General features: G+C 70.2%; 18 protein-coding genes and 1 pseudogene. 12 read left to right on the top strand and 7 right to left on the bottom strand.

The features are described 5' to 3' along the window. Nucleotides 1-29: 29 nt before the first annotated feature. The gene (gene rsgA / locus ACFY8O_RS14415; RefSeq protein WP_387901876.1) at nucleotides 30-1118 is read right to left on the bottom strand and encodes a ribosome small subunit-dependent GTPase A; all 1089 of its coding nucleotides are present in this window, start codon (nucleotides 1116-1118) and stop codon (nucleotides 30-32) included. Nucleotides 1119-2102: 984 nt separating this feature from the next. Here rsgA and ACFY8O_RS14410 point away from each other — a divergent pair. From ACFY8O_RS14410 to ACFY8O_RS14375, 8 genes are all read left to right on the top strand, one after another. Next, complete coding sequence (locus ACFY8O_RS14410) at nucleotides 2103-3212, top strand: hypothetical protein (protein ID WP_387901874.1); 1110 nt, start codon at nucleotides 2103-2105, stop codon at nucleotides 3210-3212. A 75-nt stretch (nucleotides 3213-3287) separates the two neighbouring features. Further along, nucleotides 3288-4154, top strand: a complete 867-nt coding sequence (locus tag ACFY8O_RS14405; protein WP_387901871.1) for a DUF3592 domain-containing protein — start codon at nucleotides 3288-3290, stop codon at nucleotides 4152-4154. Between the two features lie 701 nt (nucleotides 4155-4855). Further along, on the top strand, nucleotides 4856-5062 hold the full coding sequence (locus tag ACFY8O_RS14400) for a hypothetical protein (protein ID WP_387901870.1): 207 nt from the start codon (nucleotides 4856-4858) through the stop codon (nucleotides 5060-5062). A gap of 762 nt (nucleotides 5063-5824) precedes the next feature. After that, complete coding sequence (locus tag ACFY8O_RS14395; protein WP_145805467.1) at nucleotides 5825-6319, top strand: hemerythrin domain-containing protein; 495 nt, start codon at nucleotides 5825-5827, stop codon at nucleotides 6317-6319. Nucleotides 6320-6709: 390 nt separating this feature from the next. Further along, on the top strand, nucleotides 6710-7189 hold the full coding sequence (locus ACFY8O_RS14390) for an STAS domain-containing protein (protein WP_387901867.1): 480 nt from the start codon (nucleotides 6710-6712) through the stop codon (nucleotides 7187-7189). A gap of 30 nt (nucleotides 7190-7219) precedes the next feature. Continuing rightward, the gene (locus ACFY8O_RS14385) at nucleotides 7220-7876 is read left to right on the top strand and encodes a response regulator (RefSeq protein ID WP_145805465.1); all 657 of its coding nucleotides are present in this window, start codon (nucleotides 7220-7222) and stop codon (nucleotides 7874-7876) included. 47 nt (nucleotides 7877-7923) lie between these two features. After that, nucleotides 7924-8982, top strand: coding sequence for a PAS domain-containing sensor histidine kinase (locus ACFY8O_RS14380; protein WP_387901865.1), 1059 nt, complete (start codon nucleotides 7924-7926; stop codon nucleotides 8980-8982). Then, a complete protein-coding gene (locus tag ACFY8O_RS14375; RefSeq protein ID WP_387901862.1) occupies nucleotides 8979-9380 on the top strand; it encodes a response regulator in 402 nt (133 codons plus the stop codon). The genes ACFY8O_RS14380 and ACFY8O_RS14375 overlap by 4 nt, the downstream gene beginning before the upstream one ends. 44 nt (nucleotides 9381-9424) lie before the next feature. Here the strand turns inward: ACFY8O_RS14375 and ACFY8O_RS14370 are convergent, their stop codons facing one another. Both ACFY8O_RS14370 and ACFY8O_RS14365 read right to left on the bottom strand, forming a co-directional pair. Then, nucleotides 9425-10384, bottom strand: a complete 960-nt coding sequence (locus ACFY8O_RS14370) for an anti-sigma factor RsbA family regulatory protein (protein ID WP_387901860.1) — start codon at nucleotides 10382-10384, stop codon at nucleotides 9425-9427. Then, nucleotides 10381-11253, bottom strand: a complete 873-nt coding sequence (locus ACFY8O_RS14365; RefSeq protein WP_387901857.1) for an MEDS domain-containing protein — start codon at nucleotides 11251-11253, stop codon at nucleotides 10381-10383. The genes ACFY8O_RS14370 and ACFY8O_RS14365 overlap by 4 nt, the downstream gene beginning before the upstream one ends. Nucleotides 11254-11624: 371 nt before the next feature. Here ACFY8O_RS14365 and ACFY8O_RS14360 point away from each other — a divergent pair, with 371 nt between their 5' ends. Next, nucleotides 11625-12176: a metallophosphoesterase family protein gene (locus ACFY8O_RS14360; RefSeq protein WP_387901855.1), complete on the top strand. Its 552-nt coding sequence runs from the start codon at nucleotides 11625-11627 to the stop codon at nucleotides 12174-12176. Between the two features lie 108 nt (nucleotides 12177-12284). Here ACFY8O_RS14360 and ACFY8O_RS14355 read toward each other — a convergent pair. Further along, nucleotides 12285-12714 (bottom strand): annotated as a pseudogene (locus tag ACFY8O_RS14355) (hypothetical protein); the annotation flags it as partial. Between the two features lie 39 nt (nucleotides 12715-12753). Here ACFY8O_RS14355 and ACFY8O_RS14350 point away from each other — a divergent pair. Further along, complete coding sequence (locus tag ACFY8O_RS14350) at nucleotides 12754-13350, top strand: alpha/beta hydrolase (RefSeq protein ID WP_387901852.1); 597 nt, start codon at nucleotides 12754-12756, stop codon at nucleotides 13348-13350. Next, complete coding sequence (locus ACFY8O_RS14345) at nucleotides 13340-13744, top strand: alpha/beta hydrolase fold domain-containing protein (RefSeq protein ID WP_387901850.1); 405 nt, start codon at nucleotides 13340-13342, stop codon at nucleotides 13742-13744. The genes ACFY8O_RS14350 and ACFY8O_RS14345 overlap by 11 nt, the downstream gene beginning before the upstream one ends. Nucleotides 13745-14295: 551 nt before the next feature. On the opposite strand, the gene ACFY8O_RS14340 is transcribed toward ACFY8O_RS14345, so the two are convergent. Then, nucleotides 14296-14865 (bottom strand): GNAT family N-acetyltransferase, encoded by a 570-nt coding sequence (locus tag ACFY8O_RS14340; RefSeq protein WP_387901847.1) that lies wholly within the window; start codon nucleotides 14863-14865, stop codon nucleotides 14296-14298. A 526-nt stretch (nucleotides 14866-15391) separates the two neighbouring features. Between ACFY8O_RS14340 and ACFY8O_RS14335 the strand changes: the two genes are divergently transcribed. Continuing rightward, nucleotides 15392-16474: a hypothetical protein gene (locus ACFY8O_RS14335; RefSeq protein ID WP_387901845.1), complete on the top strand. Its 1083-nt coding sequence runs from the start codon at nucleotides 15392-15394 to the stop codon at nucleotides 16472-16474. A 325-nt stretch (nucleotides 16475-16799) separates the two neighbouring features. Here ACFY8O_RS14335 and ACFY8O_RS14330 read toward each other — a convergent pair whose 3' ends face one another. Continuing rightward, nucleotides 16800-17390: a TetR/AcrR family transcriptional regulator gene (locus ACFY8O_RS14330; protein WP_387901843.1), complete on the bottom strand. Its 591-nt coding sequence runs from the start codon at nucleotides 17388-17390 to the stop codon at nucleotides 16800-16802. A 5-nt stretch (nucleotides 17391-17395) separates the two neighbouring features. Further along, nucleotides 17396-18217 (bottom strand): ABC transporter permease, encoded by an 822-nt coding sequence (locus ACFY8O_RS14325; RefSeq protein ID WP_387901841.1) that lies wholly within the window; start codon nucleotides 18215-18217, stop codon nucleotides 17396-17398. Nucleotides 18218-18249: the final 32 nt, after the last annotated feature.

Here is an 18249-nt window from a genome sequence, read left to right as displayed (position 1 = left end):
GGTGCTGACGGCGGAGCCGCGGTCGTCGTTCACCGCTGGCGGTCCCGGAACCGGTAGGTCGCCCGCAGATGCTGCGTGATGTCCTTCTTGGTGGCCTCGCGGCCGGCCCGCAGGCGGGCGTCGGTGCGTGAGGCCGCGTAGGCGTTCTCCCTCAGCAGCCGGTGGTAGCTGTCCAGTCGGCGCTGGGGAACCTCCCCGGCTTCGATGGCGGCCAGCACCGCGCAACCCGGCTCGCCGAGATGCCCGCAATCGGCGAACCGGCAGTCCCGAGCGAGGAGTTCGATCTCCGCGAAGGTCTGCTCAAGCCCGTCCTGAGCATCGTGCAGACCGATCGCCCGCAGGCCGGGGGTGTCCAGCAGGACCCCGCCGCCGGGCAGCGGGACGAGCTCCCGCCATGCGGTGGTGTGCCGCCCCTTGCCGTCCACGTCGCGCACGGCGCCGGTCGTCAGGCGATCCTCGCCCAGCAACTGGTTACCCAGAGTGGACTTTCCCGCCCCGGAAGGGCCGAGCAGCACGATGGTGCCGTCCAGGACAGCCGTCAGGGTGTCCAGTCCTTCCCCGGTCACCGCGCTGGTGACCAGCACATCCGCGCCGGGCGCCACCTCGGACACCTCAGCCGCGGCCTGCTGGGGGTCGGCGCACCGGTCGGCCTTGGTGAGTACGACGACCGGCCGGGCGCCGCTCTCCCAGGCCAGGGCGAGCATGCGTTCCGTCCTGCCGTGCTTCAGCGGGGCGGTCAGTGACACCGTCACCGCAACGGTGTCGACGTTCGCGGCCAGGACCTGGCCCTGGGAGGTACGCGAAGCGGTGGACCGCACGAGCGCGGTGCGCCGCTCCAGTACCGCATGCAGCACCGGTCCGCGACTGGTGGTGGCAGGAGACAGGACAGCCCAGTCGCCCGTGGTCGGCGGTGCCTGATCGGCGCCGCCGGGGATCTCCGCATGGGAGATTCCCGCGTCGGTGACCGCTTCGCAGGAGCTGCGTTCGGCGCGCACGATGCGGGCCGGGACGAGTCCGGCGTCGCGGTAGGGAGCGAAGGCGTGATCGCACGCCTCGTCCCAGCCGTAATCCGCGAGGGAGTACGGCTGAGCATGGTGGTGGTGCTTCGATTGAGACAACGTGAAGACCCTTGAACAAGGGCCCCGTGGTGGAGCGCGAAGCTCAGTTCAGACCGGGGCCCGGGACGTGAGGATGGTCCGGAGGGCGCTGCATACGGCAGCGGTCTCTACGGCAGTCATCAATCTCACCTCCCAGCTCGTCCCGCATCGACCCAGTTGTCTCTGCTTCAGCAACGCTACACGACTCAGTGAGAGGCCGGTGCCCCCTCGCGCTCGCGGACCCGGCTCGCGGTGCGCTTTCTCGTAGCGGATGGGGGAAGCGTGGAGGATCTTCGTGCATTGACGGCACGTTTCGCGCGCCGACGGCGTGTCGGCGGACTCGTACATGTGTCGAGCCCACCGACGCGTCCCAATTGCTCCCGCCCGCCGCGCCCTCGTCCAGCTGGATGCGAGACAGGCAGCATCAGCCAGATCTCAACCCCCAACACCTCGCCCCTACGGGAGGAATGCCGTAACTCAGGCGCTCCGCACCAGCCTTCACCGCCCTCGGGTCCGAGGCGCAGGACCAGCAACCGTGATCGTCCCTGATGCCGACTGCAGACGGGAGATCAGTTCAGCCCTGTTGGCCGGGGCGAGCGCAGCTGGAGCACTGTCACCCGCCAGCCGCTCCTTCTCCACCTCGAAGCGAGGAAGGTGGCCTGGTGGGTGCGTACGTGACCGGGATGTCCGGTCAGTTGACGTAAGCGTCATGGGTGATCAGGGTCGGCGGGGCGTACTGCCCTGATGGGGGCGATGATCGTTTCGATCAACTCGTCGAACGGGGTGTCGCGCGGCTGCGGCCGACCCGGGGCCGACTCGGGGACGTGCTCATCGGCGTGGCCGAGTAGTCGCGGTTTCCCGGCGCCGTGAACGGTCATCGTGATCGGCCACCTGCCTGTGTTGCCTGGGAGGTGACAACATCCTTCCCTAGAAACGTCGTTGGGGGCAGAGAGAAAGGTGCCCGGACGCCTACCGGGCCGCGGCCCGGGCCGCCACAATCTCGGTATGACGATCACGCCGGCCCCTCCGAGCGCACCGCCGACGAGCCGCACCCCCCTCGATCTCACCCGTGGGATCCTCACGGGCGCGGTGACCGGGAGCTCGCTCGCCGCACTCGTCGTCGGCATTGTCCTCGAACGCGCTCCCCTGCTGGTCGGCGGCTTGGCCGTCCCCCTTGCCTACGGACTGCTGGTCCTCGCCGCTGGGGCGCCCGAGCGCGCACGCGAGGCGAACATTGTCCCCCGTACCACGCTCGCCAAGATCGAGAGCCTGCGCGCCACCGGCGGGGAGACCAGCGACGTGCCCGTCCGCTTCGACCTCACCGTCGCCCCGGACGGCGGACCGGCGTACCGCGTCGAGTCCACCCAGTCCGTCAATCTCGTCGACCTGCCCGACTACAAACCAGGCGGCATCGTCGTCGTCCAGTACCCCCCGCACCAGCCATGGGCGGTGAAGCTGGTGAAGCGCCCGACACCGGATTGGGAGGACCGCGCGACCGCGGCCCGCATCGAGTCAGCGTCCGGCCCGGCCCTGACCGACGATCCGCCCCCGGACGGCACCGTCGGCGGCTACCTCACCCTCCTCGCCCTACTGCTCGGCGCGGCCGGCGTGATCTTCGTCTTCCGGGCCGACCTCTTCGGCCCGGACGACCCTTCCGACCGGCCCCCCTCGGCCGCTGGGCCCGCCGACCCCGGCACCTCGTCCACCACGATCGTCTCGGCGGCGTCCGGCACCGTCGCCCTCGGCCCCGGACAGTCCCTGTTCGACGAAGGCCGGCTCCGTTTGGCGGTTGATTCGCTCACCAAGGGCGACGGCAGAAAGCGCGAGGCTCTCACCGTCGTCGTGCAGGACCGCCTGCTCACCGTCGTCTTCACCCCTGCGGGCTCGCAGGCACCCGGCTTCGACCTGGACGCGCTGCCCTACCCGCGCATCCCCGCCCTCGTCCGGGAGGCCAGAGCTACTCTCGGCGTCCGCTCCCCGCGGACCTGGCAGCTCACCGCCGAGAGCCTGTCCGGCACCCTCACCCTCAGAGTCGGGGTGGCCGGCGCCGACGGCGCCGCCTCGTTGGAGGCGAACGGCCACGGTGAGATCGTCCGGCGCGTCTCGGCGCACTGACAGACGGACGGAACCGGCGCCCGACGGAACGGGTGAGCCGGACGGGGCAGGCTACCAGCACCAGGAGGAGCACGGATGGGCTGGCACGGATATCTGGCCTCGTGGTGCGTCGTCCTTGGCGCCGTCGCGCTCGTCGGATACGGACGGTCGCTGGCCGGGGTGACCCGCGGCCAGCGGGCGGTTCGCGTCATGGGCCGGATCGAACGGGTCACGGAGCCCCGGCACGGGAGCTCGGGACGCGAGGGGATCGCCGTGGTCGTCACCTTCCGTGATCCCGCCACGGGGCAGGGGTTCACCGTCACCAACGACGGCGAGTGCGGTGACCGGATCAGCACGGCCTGGACGGGCCGGGAGATCGGCATCCGCTACCCTCCCGGCCGCCCGCACGCCTACCGCTTCACCACCGACCCGGACGCCGGACGGAGCGGCCTCGGCTGGCCCAACTTCGCTGTCTTCCTCATCTACGTCGGGCTGGTCGTCGTCGCCTCGATCGACTGGGGCTGGCCGTGGGCCCTCGTCGGCTTCGGCGTGCCCTGGACGCTGCTGGCCGCGACCTACCTGCCCGGGGCCATACGCGACTCACGCCTACGCATCGAGGGCCTCGCCTCCGGCGGCCCGGTCCCGGGCCGCGTCATCGCCGTACTGAAGGACGTCACCGTCCAAGAGGACGGCGAAACCGCCACCAGCCACACCCCGGTCGTCGCCTTCACCACCCTCGACGGCACCGCCGTCACCGCCTACCGCACCGTAGGGCTGAGCGGTCCCGCCCGCTCCCGCGGCCGGGACCTCACGATCCACTACCGCCCCGACAACCCGGCCGTCTTCACCACGGACCTCGCCGCCGAACACCGCTCTCACGTCGGCGAGATCACGTTCGCTGTCGGGGCCCTTCTTGTGGGGGTCGCTGCGGCCGTGGCGGGAGGGATCTTGATCGCGGGCTGACGCCCACCGCCCCTGACGAGCAGGCCCCGCGACCGGCGCGACGTCAGGCGACATCCGCCGCCGAGTCGCCGGTCACTTCCTCGTCGTGCGGCCCGCGGCTTCCGCGCATCGCTCGGCCAGTTCGCGCCGGTCTGGTCGTGGTCCTCCAATACCGGCGCCACCGCGGATGACGTGGACCGCTTCCGGCAGGCGTTTCTCCGCCGTTTCGATCTGGAGCACACTGGAATAGGTGGTGGCGTAACTCCCGAAGTGATTCGCCCTCGAACGTTCGTCGGGGGCGATGGTTTGAGTCCCGGCGGTTCACCTACCACTGCGAGCAGTGCGCGAATGTGTGGAGTCGGCCGGTCGAGGGCGATCTGGAGGTCTACGACATCGTCAGGGTGGATCTCCCCGGCGCCACGCTCTACGGCACCGTCTGGCAGGTGAAAGAAGACCGTGTCCAGGTGCGCGTTTCGGTTGGTCAGCGGCTGCTTTGGGCCGAGCGTTGGCGAATCATCCTCTACTGACCGACTACGGGTTCCTGGTGAAGCTGTCGGCGTCCGCTTCGGTGAGGAGCCCGGAGGGGGCGGGTGGTCTCGTTGAAGACGGTGAGGATGCGGGGGTAGTCCGGAGTGCTCGGGCCGGTCGGCCGTGGAGGCCTGGGCAGAGAGCCGGTCAGCGAGAGCGTTGACGGTCTTCCGTGTGATCGGGAGGTGTTCGAGGTGAGTCTCGGCCTCCTGCAGCTGGTTCCGCAGTTCCTCGATCTGCGTGCGGAGGTCATCGGGCAAGGCCCGGGCGGCGTCCTCCTGGATGTCGAGCGCTTCGAGCAGGGGCTGGATGCTCACGCGTTCACCGTCTGCCGGTCGCGCCAGGTGGGAGTGTTCGCGACCGTGAGGCGACGGATCATGACGCGGGTCATCGCCCAGTAGGCGCGGGAGGCGGATGACGAGGGGTGGTGCTCATGGTCGCGGAGCATACGCTGGTGCAGTATGAGGATCACTATGAGCAACGGCGCCAGCGCGAACAACACCATCAGCTCTCACCAGTGGGTGAGCGAGGGCAGCTGTACCAAGTGGGCTTCGTGACCAGTTGGTCATGAGAGGCGCACCACTGTGATGGTTCTGGTGGGCGCGACGGTCCCCGTCGCGCCCACCCGGCAGAAGGGAAGGGGCGCACGGCTATCGATAGCCTCCGCTGAGGGTGGTGTCGATCAGGCCGTGAGAGTGAGCTGATCGCGGTGGCGGGCGGGGAGAGCCGGCGTGACCTGAAGACGCGACCGCCGCCCGTGTTCACCGCCCCGGTGCGGCCCGCTCTCGCCCGGGGCATGCGCATGATCGGTGGGCTCCTCGGGGGCGGGGCGATGTGTCAGGGCACATGATGACAGGGATCTCGGGGGGCGCGCAGCTGACGGGTGGGTACTCAACGGCCGCCTCCCGTCCCTGGCCCCCATCTTGCCCACGGCCGTACTGTTTCGACGGTGAGTCGTTCCGACAGCGGCGGCACCCGCGTCGTTCTCTTCGTCTTGCGCTCGCTCGACGCGACGGTCGAGGCAGGCGCGCAACCACTCCCAGGCCCTCATCGGCGCCCTTACCGACCCTCCCGCAGTGCCGTCGGCGCCCTCGTCGTCGGCTCCGCTTACCTGCCCCTCGCGGGGGTACCAGCGGAGCACTGTTCGAGGAGAGGAACTCGTGATGTCCGAAGCACGTGACGTGGTGGCCGCGATTCTTGAGGACCATCGCACCATGGAGGACCTGCTGCGACGGATGCGGAGCGTCGAGGAGGACCGCGAGGCGGCCCTGAAGGACTTCGCCGCACTCCTGATCGCCCACGGGGAGGCGGAGGAGACCGAGATCTACCCCGCCCTGAAGCGCTTCCGGAACGTGGACAGCGAAGCGGTCGAGCACGGAGAAGAGGAGCACCACGAGGGCAACGAGGCGTTGCTCGCCCTGATGGAGGTGGACGAGGTCGGCTCGGACGAGTGGGACGAGAAGCTGGAGGAGCTCGCGACCGCCGTCACGCACCACCTCGACGAGGAGGAGCGCACGATCCTCAACGGGGCCCGGGAGAACGTGCCGGAGGAGCGCCGGGCCGAACTCGGCGAGGTCTTTCTCCGCGACCGAAGGAAGCACCTGAAAGCCGACTGCGGGTCCATCGACAGCGTCCGCGCAGTCGTCCGGGCTCAGTGACCGCCGGGCTCGCTGACCGCCCAGCCCCATGGCACCCGTCCGACATCCCGGACGGGTGCCGCGCCGGTTCATGACCGCCTCCCAGTGGTGCGGGAAGGCCGTTCGCAGCGCCGAACGGGCCATGAGTCACCGCCTGTCGACGGAAGGCGGCTCGGCCCGTTCGGAGATACCGGCGACCCGAAAGCGCGTCCGCGCAAAGGCCGCCGCCCCTCCCGGCGGCACGTGTTGACTTCCTCTCCTAGTGCAGATTCACTAGTCGGCACTGGTGTCCTCGCGCTATGGGGTAGTGATGAGAGGGCTGACGACAGGCGGCCCCTTCGCCGGCAGGGTTCATGGGAACCCGCGGTGCAGGGACGCGCAGCGCGTGAGCGCGGAAAGGTGCGGGACGCTGTGACCGCGCATCCGTTCACGTCGCATGTCCTGGTCCTCTCGGGTGTCGCGCGAGTGACTCTCGCCGGGGAACTCGACCTGGACACCGCCCCTCATGTCAGGGAAGCGGTGACGGCCGGTCTGGTGGAGCAGCCGGTGAGCCTTTGCCTGGACCTGACCGGTGTCTCCTTCTGCGACTGCGCCGGACTGAGCGCATTGCTCAGGGCGCGGGCGGCCGTGCTCCGGGCAGGTGTGGATCTCGTCGTGGAAGGGGTCGGCAGCCAGTTGGCACGACTGCTCTCCCTCATCGGGGCCGACAACGTCTTCACCGGAGGGAACGCGGCCACGAACACGGAGCCGACTCGCGCTTCGGGGACGGCCGCGGTCCAGCGTGACGCGGAACTCGCGGCCACCGCCGCTGACGAGGCCACCGCCGCCAGGAAGGTCGCCGCCGCCAGGAAGGCCGCCGAGCAGGCGTCCTTCCGGGACCTTCTGGCATGATCATGCGGTCCGCCAGCTAAGGATGCACCAATGCCCTCGCCGTCTCCGCACCGCCGACCGGTCAGGATCCTCTTGGTAGAGGACCATGACATGGTGGCCGAGGCGATCTGTCTCGCCCTTGAGCGCTCGCCCGACCTTCAGGTCGTGGCGCGTGCGGCTTCGGTGGCATCGGCGCTGGCCGACGCGCGGCGCTGCGAGCCGGATGTCGTACTCATGGACCGGCGCCTGCCGGACGGTGACGGGGTGAACGCCATCGCAGGCCTGCGCGCCCTCGTGCCGGACGTGCGGGTGCTGATCCTCGCTGCGGAGGGCAGCGGGTCGGTGGCCGCCCGCGTCGCGGAGACCGGCGGAGCCGGACTGCTCCTGAAGGCGCGCGGTCTGAAGGAACTCGAGGATTCCGTACGCAGGGTGGCGGCGGGCGAGACGGTGTTCAGCCAGGACGTGCTCGGTGACGTGCTCGGGCGGCTGACCGGCCGGGCGCCGGGGGTCGGTGCGAACCTGACTCCGCGCGAGCGGGAAGCCCTGGGGCTCCTGGGGGAGGGGCGCACCACCGCGGAGATCAGTGAGGAGCTGGGGGTCGCCCTGAACACCGGGCGCAACCACGTCCAGCGCGTACTGGAGAAGCTGGGGGCGCGCTCCCAACTGGAAGCCGTGACGATCGCGCGACGTGAAGGGCTCCTCGAGTGACCCGGGATCCACGCCCGCCGAAGTGGGCGCGCAAGCAGGCTGCTCCCTTGTCGGAAACGGCCTTCACGCTGCTGGTTCAGGGCGTGCTGGACTACGGCATCTTCATGCTCGACCCGCAGGGCTACATCATCAGCTGGAACGCGGGGGCCGAACGGATCAAGGGCTACGGGGCCGCGGACATCCTCGGCCAGCACTTCTCGGTCTTCTATCCGCCCGAGGACCAGTTGTCGGGCAAGCCGCAGTGGGAGCTGGAAACCGCAGTGGCCGAAGGGAGGCTGGAGGACGAGGGCTGGCGCGTCCGCCAGGACGGCTCCCGGTTCTGGGCGAACGTGGTCATCACCGCTCTGTGGGACGAGAAAGGCGTACTGCAGGGGTTCGGCAAGGTCACCCGCGACATGTCCGAGCGACGAGCGGCGCAGCAGGCCCTCAGCGAGCGGCGGCGGCTGTTCGATCACCTGGTCCAGGCGCAGGAGACGGAGCGACGCCGTATCGCGTGGGACGTCCACGACGACTCCATCCAGGCCATGGTCGCCGTGGCGATGCGGCTGGAACTACTGGCGGAGCGGGTGCCGGAGGCCCACGCCGCGGAACTTCAGCGTCTCGACACGACGGTGCGTGAAGCGATCGGGCGCCTCCGGAGTCTGACCTTCCGGCTGCACCCGCCCGGGATCGACAGGCATGGCCTGGTCGAAGGGCTCACCAGCCACCTGGACGACGTCGTGCGCTCCTCCTGGGGGATGACCTATACGTTCGATCACCAGCTGGACCGTACGCCCACGCCCGAGACGGCCATCACCATCTTCCGAATCGTTCAGGAAGCACTGCTCAACGTGCACAAACACGCGCGTGCGAGCAGGGTCGACGTCCGCGTCAAGTCCGGCGACGGCGGCATCATGACGCACGTCGTCGACGACGGAACCGGCGAACCGATGTCCATGGACGGCACCGGCGAGCACTTCGGGGTCATCGAGATGCGGGAGAGAGCCGAGACGGCAGGCGGGTGGTGGTCCATGCACAGCCGCCCCGGAACGGGGACGAGCGTCGAGTTCTGGGTGCCCAACCCGCTACCGCTTCCGAACTCGGAGCCGAGGGACGGTGCCCCGTGACCGCAGCGCCATCGGACAGCTCTCGCGGCGCACCGTTCAGCGTGCTGCTCTGTGACGACAACGTGATGCTCCTGGAGACCCTGAGCGAGGTCATCCGGGCTCAGCCCGACATGGAGGTCGTGGCCACCGCGTGCGACGGCGAGGAGGCGCTCCGACTCGCCGGACGTCATCGGCCGGACCTCGTCGTCCTGGACGCCCGCTTCCCGGGGGGCGGCCCCTCCGTCGCCAGGGACATGGCGCGGTTCTCACCGGCCAGCCGCATCGTGGCGTTCTCCGCGTACGACGACAAAGGATCGGTCGAACGTATGACGAGCGCAGGGGTCTCCGAGTACGTACTCAAAGGTGCGAGTAATCGGGAACTCCTCGCGGCCCTGCGCCGGTTGGCGGAATGCCCGTGACAGCGACAGGGCGGGTGGGCTCCGCCGCGGAGAACGCCCCCGGCTCACTCCAGTCCCATGTGGAGACGCAGGACGAGCCCCTGCGCCACCGTGCGGAACTCGACCAGATCGCACACCTGATGCATGATCCACACACCTCGGCCGCCGGTGGCCGCCTGAGGGTCGGGGCGGCGGCGGCCCGTGAGGGGATCGGCCAGAAGCCCTTGGTCGCGGATCTCCGCGACCAGCTCACCGTCGGCACACCACAGGCGGAGAGTCCCGCGGCCTCCTCCATGACGCACCGAGTTGCTGGTCGCCTCGCCGATGGCGAGGAGCCAGTCCGTGCGGCGGACAGGCGGCAGACCGGCGGCGGCCGCCCAGCGGTCGGCCTCGTCACGTACGAGGGCCAGAGCCTGCTCGCCGAACGGGATGACGACCGCGTCCGAGGGCTCGGGCAGCGGGGTGTCGCAGTCGCGGGACACCTCATGGGGGTCTGTGTAGCGGGAGCTGGCACGATACGCCCCCGGAGCTCCGACCACCGGGTGGGTGCGGTGCGCCTGTGCCAGCAGGTCCTCGGGCAACGCCGTGTCGTAGGGACAGAGGATGCTGACCGGGCGTCCGGTGAAGGCCAGGTTGATGAGCGCTTCGTGGCGCGTCGCCTCCCACGCCTCCGCGGCCGTACGCCCGACCCAGATCGGCTCTCCGACTATCGAGGCCTGTGTGCCCGAGGCAGCGGCACGGTCGGCGAACTCCTGGAGCATCGAGAGGATGCGGCCCGGGTTGCGCCCCGCCTGACGCATGTCCACCCACGTGACGTGACCGCGGTCGTCCTCGACGAAGTCCTGGAGCAGCGGAAGGGTCGGGCCGGGCACGGCCACCAGCACGGAATGCTCTTGCTCCAAGGCGTCCCGGACGAACGTCCCGACACCGTCGAGGTACTCGTCCTCGGTGCCGTAGAAGAGAGCCGGGTGGTAGAAGGCGGCCTGCCGGCCGGGGACGGCCGAGGTCGGCTCGTGCGTTGTCATCGGTCCACGACCTCCACCACGGAGTCGAGCTCCGGGAACAGTTGCAGTAGTCGCCTCAGGGGCGAAGGTGCCTGCCGGACCTTGAGTGGCGCGCCACCCTGCCGCCCGGCCGCGGCGTAGGCGAGCGTGGCCAGCGAAGCGGCGTCGAGGTGACGCAGCGCCGCGAGGTCCAGCTCCATCCGGGGGGCCGCGCCCGAGAGGACGGCCGCCGCGGCGGCGACCGCTTCCCGTGTGTCGTATCCGGCCGACCCGGACATCAGCAGCCCGGGCCGGTCTGTCAGTGGCGCCACCCGCAGAGCTGGTACGCCGTACGGTTCACCTCTGTGCGTCAGGTGGGCACCGGCCAGGACATCCGCGTACGCGGGGGACATCAGGCGGCGGTCGTAGAAGCACCACGCCGTCAGCGGAAGATGTGCGAAGACCTCCTCGTGTATGCGCAGCTCGTACTCCAGCAGCCTGTCGGCGCCGGCGATGTCCCTCGCTGCCCACGACATCTCCCCGACGACCCGCGCTCCTCGGTAACCCGAGGCACGGGCCGCTTCCACTGTGTCGAACCACAGCCCGATCATCGCGTCCGGGTCGAAGGTGGAACCGGCGAGATACGTCCGCGCGGCGACCGACACGGACAGCTGTCCTCGCGCCGTGGCGCCCGCCCCGTCGATGCCCGCGTCGGCAAGCGCGCGCAGCACCCGTTCCGGGGCGGTGGTGTCCGCGAAGTAGTGGATCTGCTCGCCCTTTTCCAGCCCGTCCCGGACGAAGACGCCAAGGTGCTCCGCCCACTGCTGGTCGTCGGAGTAGACCACGCTGGAGTGACGCCCCTCCTGCGACTCCGGCCCAGGGTGCGCCGCGCCCCTTCCCGCCACCGGCACGCTGTGCCCCCCTTGCCGTCCGATGTGCCCTCCCGACCATGGAAGCACGCTTTCCTCCGCGAAATCTCTACACCGGGTCGGCGGGTCCGCTGGAGAAGCGCGCTGTGAGCGTGGAGTGTCGCACGAACCGGCGCGTCGCGGAGGGCCTGGTCGTGGAAGGACAGTCTCTCAGGACGCCTCACCCACCTCTTGCCGGGGCCGCTCCTCGGCAGGAGCCCCGGAGAGATCCCGCCGCCGAAAGCCGTGGTGCTTTCGCCGGAGACGCGGGGCCACAGGCTGCCATTGCCCCGCCGCCACGCTGGTGTGGGCCCCTTGCCGGGCAAGGCCCTCACAGCCGGGGGACCGGGCGAGGACGAGGAGAAGAGGAGCCGATGGACGAGGACGAGCCGATGGACGAGGAGACGGCCGCGAGGGGGGCTCCTGTACGGCTGCTGTTGCTCTCGGACACCCATGTGCCCCTGCGCGCCAGGCGGCTCCCGGACGAAGTGCTGCGCGAGGCGGAACGGGCAGACGTCGTGGTCCACGCCGGGGACTGGGTCGACGCGGCCACCCTGGACCTGCTGGAGGGACGGGCGCGACGCCTGATCGGGGTGTACGGCAACAACGACGGCCCGGATCTGCGGGCCCGGCTGCCGGAGGTGGCCCGCGTCCGGCTCGGGGGCCTGCGGTGGGGCGTCCTCCACGAGACAGGGCCGGCCCGCGGCCGGGAGGCGCGCTGCGCCGAGCTGTACCCGGACCTGGACGTCCTTGTCTTCGGCCACAGCCACATCCCCTGGGACACGGAGGCCCCGGGTGGGCTGCGCCTGCTGAACCCGGGGTCGCCGACGGACCGCAGGCGGCAGCCGTACTGCACGTACATGACGTGCACGCCGGCGGACGGGGTCCTCGGCGAGGTCGCCCTGCACCGCCTGCCGAGGCGCTGAATCGGCCCGCTGAGGTCTCACTGCTCTGCGGCGGAAGCCCGGGCCTTGCAGCCGCCGGTGAACCGGACCTGCCCCGGGCGATCCGCCGACGATGTCACGGCGCCCGCCTCATGCCTCTGCCGGCCGTGCAGGCAGCCCGCAGGGGCCGCCGCAGACCGGACCGGGTTCAACCCTGGCCGCGCCGTGACCGTGCCGCGGCGATGACGCCGAGCGCCCGATGACGCCGAGCGCCACGCCGACAGCCAGTACGAGGAGCCCTCTCAGCCACACCTCCTGCTCGATGCGCGTGGCCAGCGCGACACAGGACACAGCTCCGAGAACAGGTACTGCCTCGGCGCCCGGAAGTGCTCGCGAGGGGCGGCATCCCGACGCAGTACGAGGAGTGCGGTGTTGACGAGGAAGACCACGAGGAGGAGCAGGACCAGGGTGGAGCATCCCCGGTCAGCGCCAGGAGCAGCGCGAGGCCGGTGGTTGCGGCGATCGCGGCCCAGAGGGTGCGCCGACGGGTCAGTACCTTCGTCAGGAAACCGGGCAGGACGTGCCTGACCCCGGACCCCACCCCAGGAAGAGAAGAACCATGCCCCGCTCCCGCCCCGCGATCGACAGCGAACTCGCCGCAGCCCTTGAGGCCATGCCGATCGGCCCGAACGGCGTCTTCGACCTGACCGACATCCCCGCCACCCGCGAGGCCGTCCGCGCACTGGCCGACTCCATCGCCGCCACCCTCCCCGACGAGCCCACCGTTACCGCCGACGAAATCCAGGTGCCACGCGCCGAAGGCCCCGACGTCCCGGTCTTTCTGCTACGTCCGCAGAACGCGCCCGGACCGCTGCCGGTCCTCGTGTGGTTCCACGGCGGCGGGCAGGTGCTCGGCTTTGCCGCCCAGGACGCACCCTGGCTCAAGCCGCTGGCCGCGGCACTGGGCTGCGCCGTCGCTGCCGTCGACTACCGACTGGCCCCGGAGACCCCCGCGCCCGGCGCCGCCGAGGACGGATACACCGCCTACCAGTGGATCACTCACAACGCCGCCGATCTCGGCCTCGACCCCACCCGCATCGGCCTGGCCGGCCAGAGCGGTGGCGGAGGCATCGCCGCCGCCACCGCCCTTCTGATCCGCGACCGCGGCGCGGCGACCCCCCCTGTTCCAGCTGCTGCAGTACCCGATGCTCGATGACCGCAACACGACCGACTCCAGCCGGGAGATCACCGACATCGACATCTGGGACCGCGCGACCAACCTCCTGGCCTGGCAGGCGATCCTCGGCCACCCCGGCACCGAGGACGTCACCCCCTACGCCGCCCCAGCCCGGGCCAGCGACCTCGCCGGACTGCCCCCGACCTTCGTCGGCGTCGGCGAACTCGACGTCTTCCGCGACGAGAACCTCGACTACGCCTCGCGCCTGCGCGCCCACGGCGTCGACGTTCAGCTGCACCTGTACCCCGGCGAATACCATGCCTTCGACCTGTTCGCCCCGCAGTCCCACCTCGCGGAAAGTTTCCGCCACACCCTGCACGACTACCTCGTCCGGCACTTCACGAAGGCCCCGGCAACGCCAGCTGCTTCGTAACAGGCAGCTCCGACGGCGAGCCGCCGGTACTGAACCCCACACGCGCCTGCGAGCCGATCACCACCCCGCCCGGCTCGCAGGCGCGTACGGAATGAATTGAAGCAACCCCCGTTGCGCATGGGAGTCCCTTGCCGGCCCGCAGGGGAGACGCGGGTTCGCCGCGACACCGGCGAGCGCCGAGCAGCTGACTGGGCTCGGACACGAGTTTGTAATCGAGGCGGGGGCCAGGAGACTCTTGGCTGGACAGGTTCCCTCACCGATCGAGTCCTTGTCCAAGGCCTGGATCTGGCAGTTGTCCGCGAAAACCTGCAGGTCGATAGCCACGCGCCTATCTTCTTGCTGCTCTGGCGCGGCCAGGTGGCACGGTGTGGTCAAGCACCACTCATCCTGGCCGGACTCCCAGGGCGGTGCTGGACGCCCACGGGGGCTCCCGTCTTCGGGGCGCGCACCCCCAACGACCCGAGTGTGCGCCGTGGACATGCCTCAAGAGCCCGGATCGTGATCGTGTGAGGGGCTCTAAGACTTCACATCCACGGGCGCCGCGCCTACGCCTACGCCTGCCGCCGCTCCCACTGCTCCTTCGTGATCTCGTACCGCACACCCCCGTGCTCGGAACCCTCAACCTTCATCATGTCGTCCGGAGTGGGGATGCTCTCCGCGAGCGTCATCCCGAGCTTCTCCATGACGTTGCGCGAAGGGAGGTTCACGATCATCGTCTCGGCCCAGACCATGCGCATCCCAAGCTCGGTGAACCCCTTCGCCAGCAGCGCCTGCGAGACCTCCGTGGCGTAGCCCCGGCCCCAGGCCGCCTGGTGCAGGCGGTAGCCGAGTTCGGCCTCCTCACGTGGGCCGCTGCGGAGCGGACGCAGGCAGAACCAGCCGACGAACATGCCGCCGTCCTTCTCGTGCGCGGCGAACAGGCCGAGGTCGTGATCCCAGCGCTCGTAGCCGGCGAGGATGCTGGGGACGGCGAGGTCGCGGACCTCCTCCGGCGGAGTCGGAGCGCCGCCGGTCAGGTAGCGCATCACCGCCGGGTCGCTGTCCAGCTCGATCAGCAGGTCCGCTTCGGTGGCGGCGAAGGGGCGCAGGGTCAGGCGCTCGGACTCGAGGTAGGTGGTCACGTGAGGATCATGGCCGAGGCGGGTCTGACGGTCCAGGCGTTTTCGGACCGCGTCTGTCACCGACGGGCATGACACGGTTGCCTTCACGTCATGCTGAGGACCCGCCTCCATCGCTCCCCAAGTCGTCACCGTGCTGGTTCTGCGGCCCTGTGGAGACTGCGGCCCTACGGGCGGCTGCGGCCAGCGGCCAGCCAGGGCCCGATGGAGCTGTTGGAGCCGTCGTTGGTGAGGGGGGCCTGTGCGGGGTGCGGCCGGGCCGCGTGGTGGAGATCCAGACCAGGCGGTTTCTCTCGTCGGTCCGGGGCGAGGAAGTGCAGGTCACGGACGGTGCCAGCGGGACCAGCCGTCACTACCGCCTGTCGTGCGTCATCCCTCCCGCCCCCGGGGGCCCATTACCTGGCAGGTAATCGATCTTCGGAGCGGACGCGGGCAAGGTTGCCGTCACAGGCCGGGGGAGCGCGGGACGCGCCCTCCACCAGGGTCCTGAGGTCAAGGTTTTTCCCCTACGACGGGCGAGAGGTCAAAGATGCGCAGTACGCAGGTGCTTGGGCGTGCGGGAGCCGTCACGGTCGCGATGGTGTCCGGGATAGCGTTCGGCACGGTACACACGAACACGGACGCGGGAGGCGCGCTGCACGCGACGGCCGGCGCCGCACCGGCCTCGGTCGCGTGCGCGGGGGTCCGTGAAAAGGTCGGCACGCTGGAGGGGACCATCACCCCCAACGCCTGCGCGTTCATGAAGCGGCAGATCGCGTTCGGCGAGACCCCCACCGGGACCCCGCCGCAGCCGGGCGAGGTCGGACACCCGCGGGTCACCGCCTATCTCGACATCTTCGACCCGGAGGCCACACTCTGGGAGGCCGGCGGCAATCCGCAGCGCGGGCACGCCGTCATCGGGAACTCGATTGTCGGTTCGCTCGGTCTCGTACCGGACCTGCGCTATCGGGGCACCGAAGTCGTGGCGAACGGTGCGGTGGTGATGTTCGGCCAGTGGAATGAGGCCACCGTCAAGGGCCACAAGGTCGGCTACCCGCAGGTTGCCCGCAATGTCCTCTCCGACGACGGCAAGACGATCCAGGCCCGGCGCTACTACGACCGGTACACCGTGTTCCGCTCGGCCGCCCCGGAGCTGCGCAACCTGTTCGAGGGTGTCGCGGACACGGGCCCGGACGCGGACACAGGCCCGGCGGCCGACGCCGGCCGGGGCCCCGCGCCGCGCTCCTTCCGCGTCGGGGACATCACGGCGCGGCTCGCGGCCTGGAACACCGAGGACATCGACGCTCTCGTCGGCGGCGCCGGACACGGCCGCCTGACCGCGCCCGGCCTTGCCGCGCCCCTCGAGACCGTCGACGGCAAGGCGGCCTATCTCCGCCGGCTCTTCGACCACGCCGACGTCCTGCTGAAGCCGGGTCAGGTCGCGTTCGGCCGCACACACACATTCGTGGAGTGGCACGGCACCGTCACCAGCCCGAAGGGCACGAACGTCCCCTTCGGGATCGTGGAGCGCTTCGGTCCGGCGGGCGAATGGGAGCTGTACTTTGACACTCTGCCCCTGATCGCCAATCAGGCTCAGGTCGAAGCCATGTTCCAGCGTTTGGCCCAGTCCTGACAGCGACGCGTCCGGGCGAGGGCCCTCAGCCCCTGGGGGGTGGGCGAGCTTGCCGGCCTCCCCTCGAGGGCTGAGAGGGCTTCTGGATTCACCGTGAGGGTCGTGTCGTGGACGTAGCGGCCCGACAGCCGTCTCGGGGGCCGCTGGTGGACGGACCAGGGGCGAGTGCCAGCTCCGAGTTTGGGCCCGGCCTGGGTCGGCTGGTCGACCCGATCACCGGGCCGTCGGCCGTCGCGGCGTAACCGATCAGGCGAAGGCCGTACTTGCCCTGGGTGCCCTCAGCTCTTCACGCACGCGGCCTGGCCGGATGCTTGAGGGCTGAGGTTCAGGTCAGGGGGTCTGGACCGGCTCCGCGCAGGAAGAGGTCGACGACGTCCTGGGCCAGGCGGTCGGCGGAGGCCGGAGTGCAGTCGTCCTGTGGGGGGTGGACGGTGGCTGCGAGTTCCATGAAGGCGGTGGCGAGGAATCCGGGGTCGGCTTGCCGTAGTTCGCCCGTGGTTACTGCCTGGGCCATGAGGTCGGTGACGGGCTGGATGAGGCCGCGCGTGTAGTCGTGGGAGACCTTGGCGCGCTGGTCGTCTTCGAGGTGGCGGAAGGCGTAGTAGATCTGGTTGCTGAGCGCTGAGTTGTAGGTGCCTGTGGCGTAGGAGGCGGCGAGGGCGAGGAGCTTGTCGCGCAAGGTGCCGGGGGTGGCGAGTGCGCTCTGGAGGAGCGCGGAGGCTTCCTTGGTGTAGTGGTCGGCCACCTCCATGAACAGGGCGGGCTTTCCGCCGGGGAAGTGGTGGTAGAGGCTGGCCTTCTTGACGTCGACGGCTTTGGCGATGTCGTCGAGGGAGACGCCGAGGTAGCCGTAGTCGGTGAGGCGGCGGGCGAATTCGTCGCGGGCACGGATGCGGGTGTCGCTCTGGCGGGGCATGGTGGTCAGACTCCTGTACGGGTACGACGGGTCAGGGTGAGGTGGGCCGCGGCGGCGCCCGCCACCAAGAGGGCGAGAGCGACGAGGGTGCCCGGCAGCAGTTTCTGCTCGTTGTAGGGCGCGGTGAGCAGGCTGCGCATGGCTTCCAGCGGCGGGGTGAGCGGGTTGATGTCGGCAGCGCGGGCCATCCAGCCGCCGAGTTGGTCACGCGGGACGAAGGTGGCGGTGAAGAAGGAGAGCGGGAAGAAGACGAGGGTCACGGAGCCGACTGCCGAGCTGTTGCCGGTGTGGAGGCCGACCGCGGCGGCCAGCAGCAGGAACCCCGTCCCCAGCAGGACGGTGGCGCCGATGAGCGCCAGGACGGCGGGGGCCCCGGTGACGGGGTTCAGGCCGAGAAGCAGGCCGAGTCCGGTGAGCGCGGCGCCCTGAGCGGTCAGGACGACGACGCCTGCCAGGACAGGGGCGGTGATGAGGGCCCAGCGGCCGACCGGGGTGAGCCAGAGCCGTGCGTGATAGCCCGAGCCGATGTCGCTCACGAGCAGCTGCCCCGCGGTGGCGCCGCCGGTGAAGGCGGTAGTGAGCAGACACAGCGGCAGAACCACGTCGATGTAGCGACCGCCGGGAGTGGCCGCAGCAGTCACCGAGGACAGCTGCCCCTCGTAGATGATCATGAAGAACGCGCTCGTGAGCAGCGGCGAGAGAAGCAGGGAGGGCGTACGGAGGCAGGACTTGAGCGAGCGGGCGGTCAGTGGTCCCAGGGCCGCCCACGACTTCGCTGCTGCGGGTGGTCCTGCGGGGCCGACGACGGTGGTGGCGAGCGTGTTCATGCGGCAGTGGCGCCTTCCGGGGTGAGGGCCAG

This window comes from Streptomyces argenteolus (assembly GCF_042902585.1).
In the GTDB taxonomy this organism is placed as follows: Bacteria; Actinomycetota; Actinomycetes; order Streptomycetales; family Streptomycetaceae; genus Streptomyces; species Streptomyces argenteolus.
The sequence above is the reverse complement of the archived record's forward strand: the minus strand, read 5'-3'. Positions and strand labels throughout refer to the sequence as shown.

Excerpts from the sequence above, each read along its gene's own strand:
- ACFY8O_RS14395 (WP_145805467.1), top strand. The coding sequence starts at position 5,825 with ATGTCCGAAGCACGTGACGTGGTGGCCGCGATTCTTGAGGACCATCGC.
- ACFY8O_RS14335 (WP_387901845.1), top strand. The coding sequence starts at position 15,392 with ATGCGCAGTACGCAGGTGCTTGGGCGTGCGGGAGCCGTCACGGTCGCG.
- ACFY8O_RS14345 (WP_387901850.1), top strand. The coding sequence starts at position 13,340 with ATGCTCGATGACCGCAACACGACCGACTCCAGCCGGGAGATCACCGAC.
- ACFY8O_RS14385 (WP_145805465.1), top strand. The coding sequence starts at position 7,220 with ATGCCCTCGCCGTCTCCGCACCGCCGACCGGTCAGGATCCTCTTGGTA.
- ACFY8O_RS14370 (WP_387901860.1), bottom strand. The coding sequence starts at position 10,384 with ATGACAACGCACGAGCCGACCTCGGCCGTCCCCGGCCGGCAGGCCGCC.
- ACFY8O_RS14325 (WP_387901841.1), bottom strand. The coding sequence starts at position 18,217 with ATGAACACGCTCGCCACCACCGTCGTCGGCCCCGCAGGACCACCCGCA.
- ACFY8O_RS14410 (WP_387901874.1), top strand. The coding sequence starts at position 2,103 with ATGACGATCACGCCGGCCCCTCCGAGCGCACCGCCGACGAGCCGCACC.
- ACFY8O_RS14350 (WP_387901852.1), top strand. The coding sequence starts at position 12,754 with ATGCCCCGCTCCCGCCCCGCGATCGACAGCGAACTCGCCGCAGCCCTT.
- ACFY8O_RS14360 (WP_387901855.1), top strand. The coding sequence starts at position 11,625 with ATGGACGAGGACGAGCCGATGGACGAGGAGACGGCCGCGAGGGGGGCT.
- ACFY8O_RS14330 (WP_387901843.1), bottom strand. The coding sequence starts at position 17,390 with ATGCCCCGCCAGAGCGACACCCGCATCCGTGCCCGCGACGAATTCGCC.
- ACFY8O_RS14405 (WP_387901871.1), top strand. The coding sequence starts at position 3,288 with ATGGGCTGGCACGGATATCTGGCCTCGTGGTGCGTCGTCCTTGGCGCC.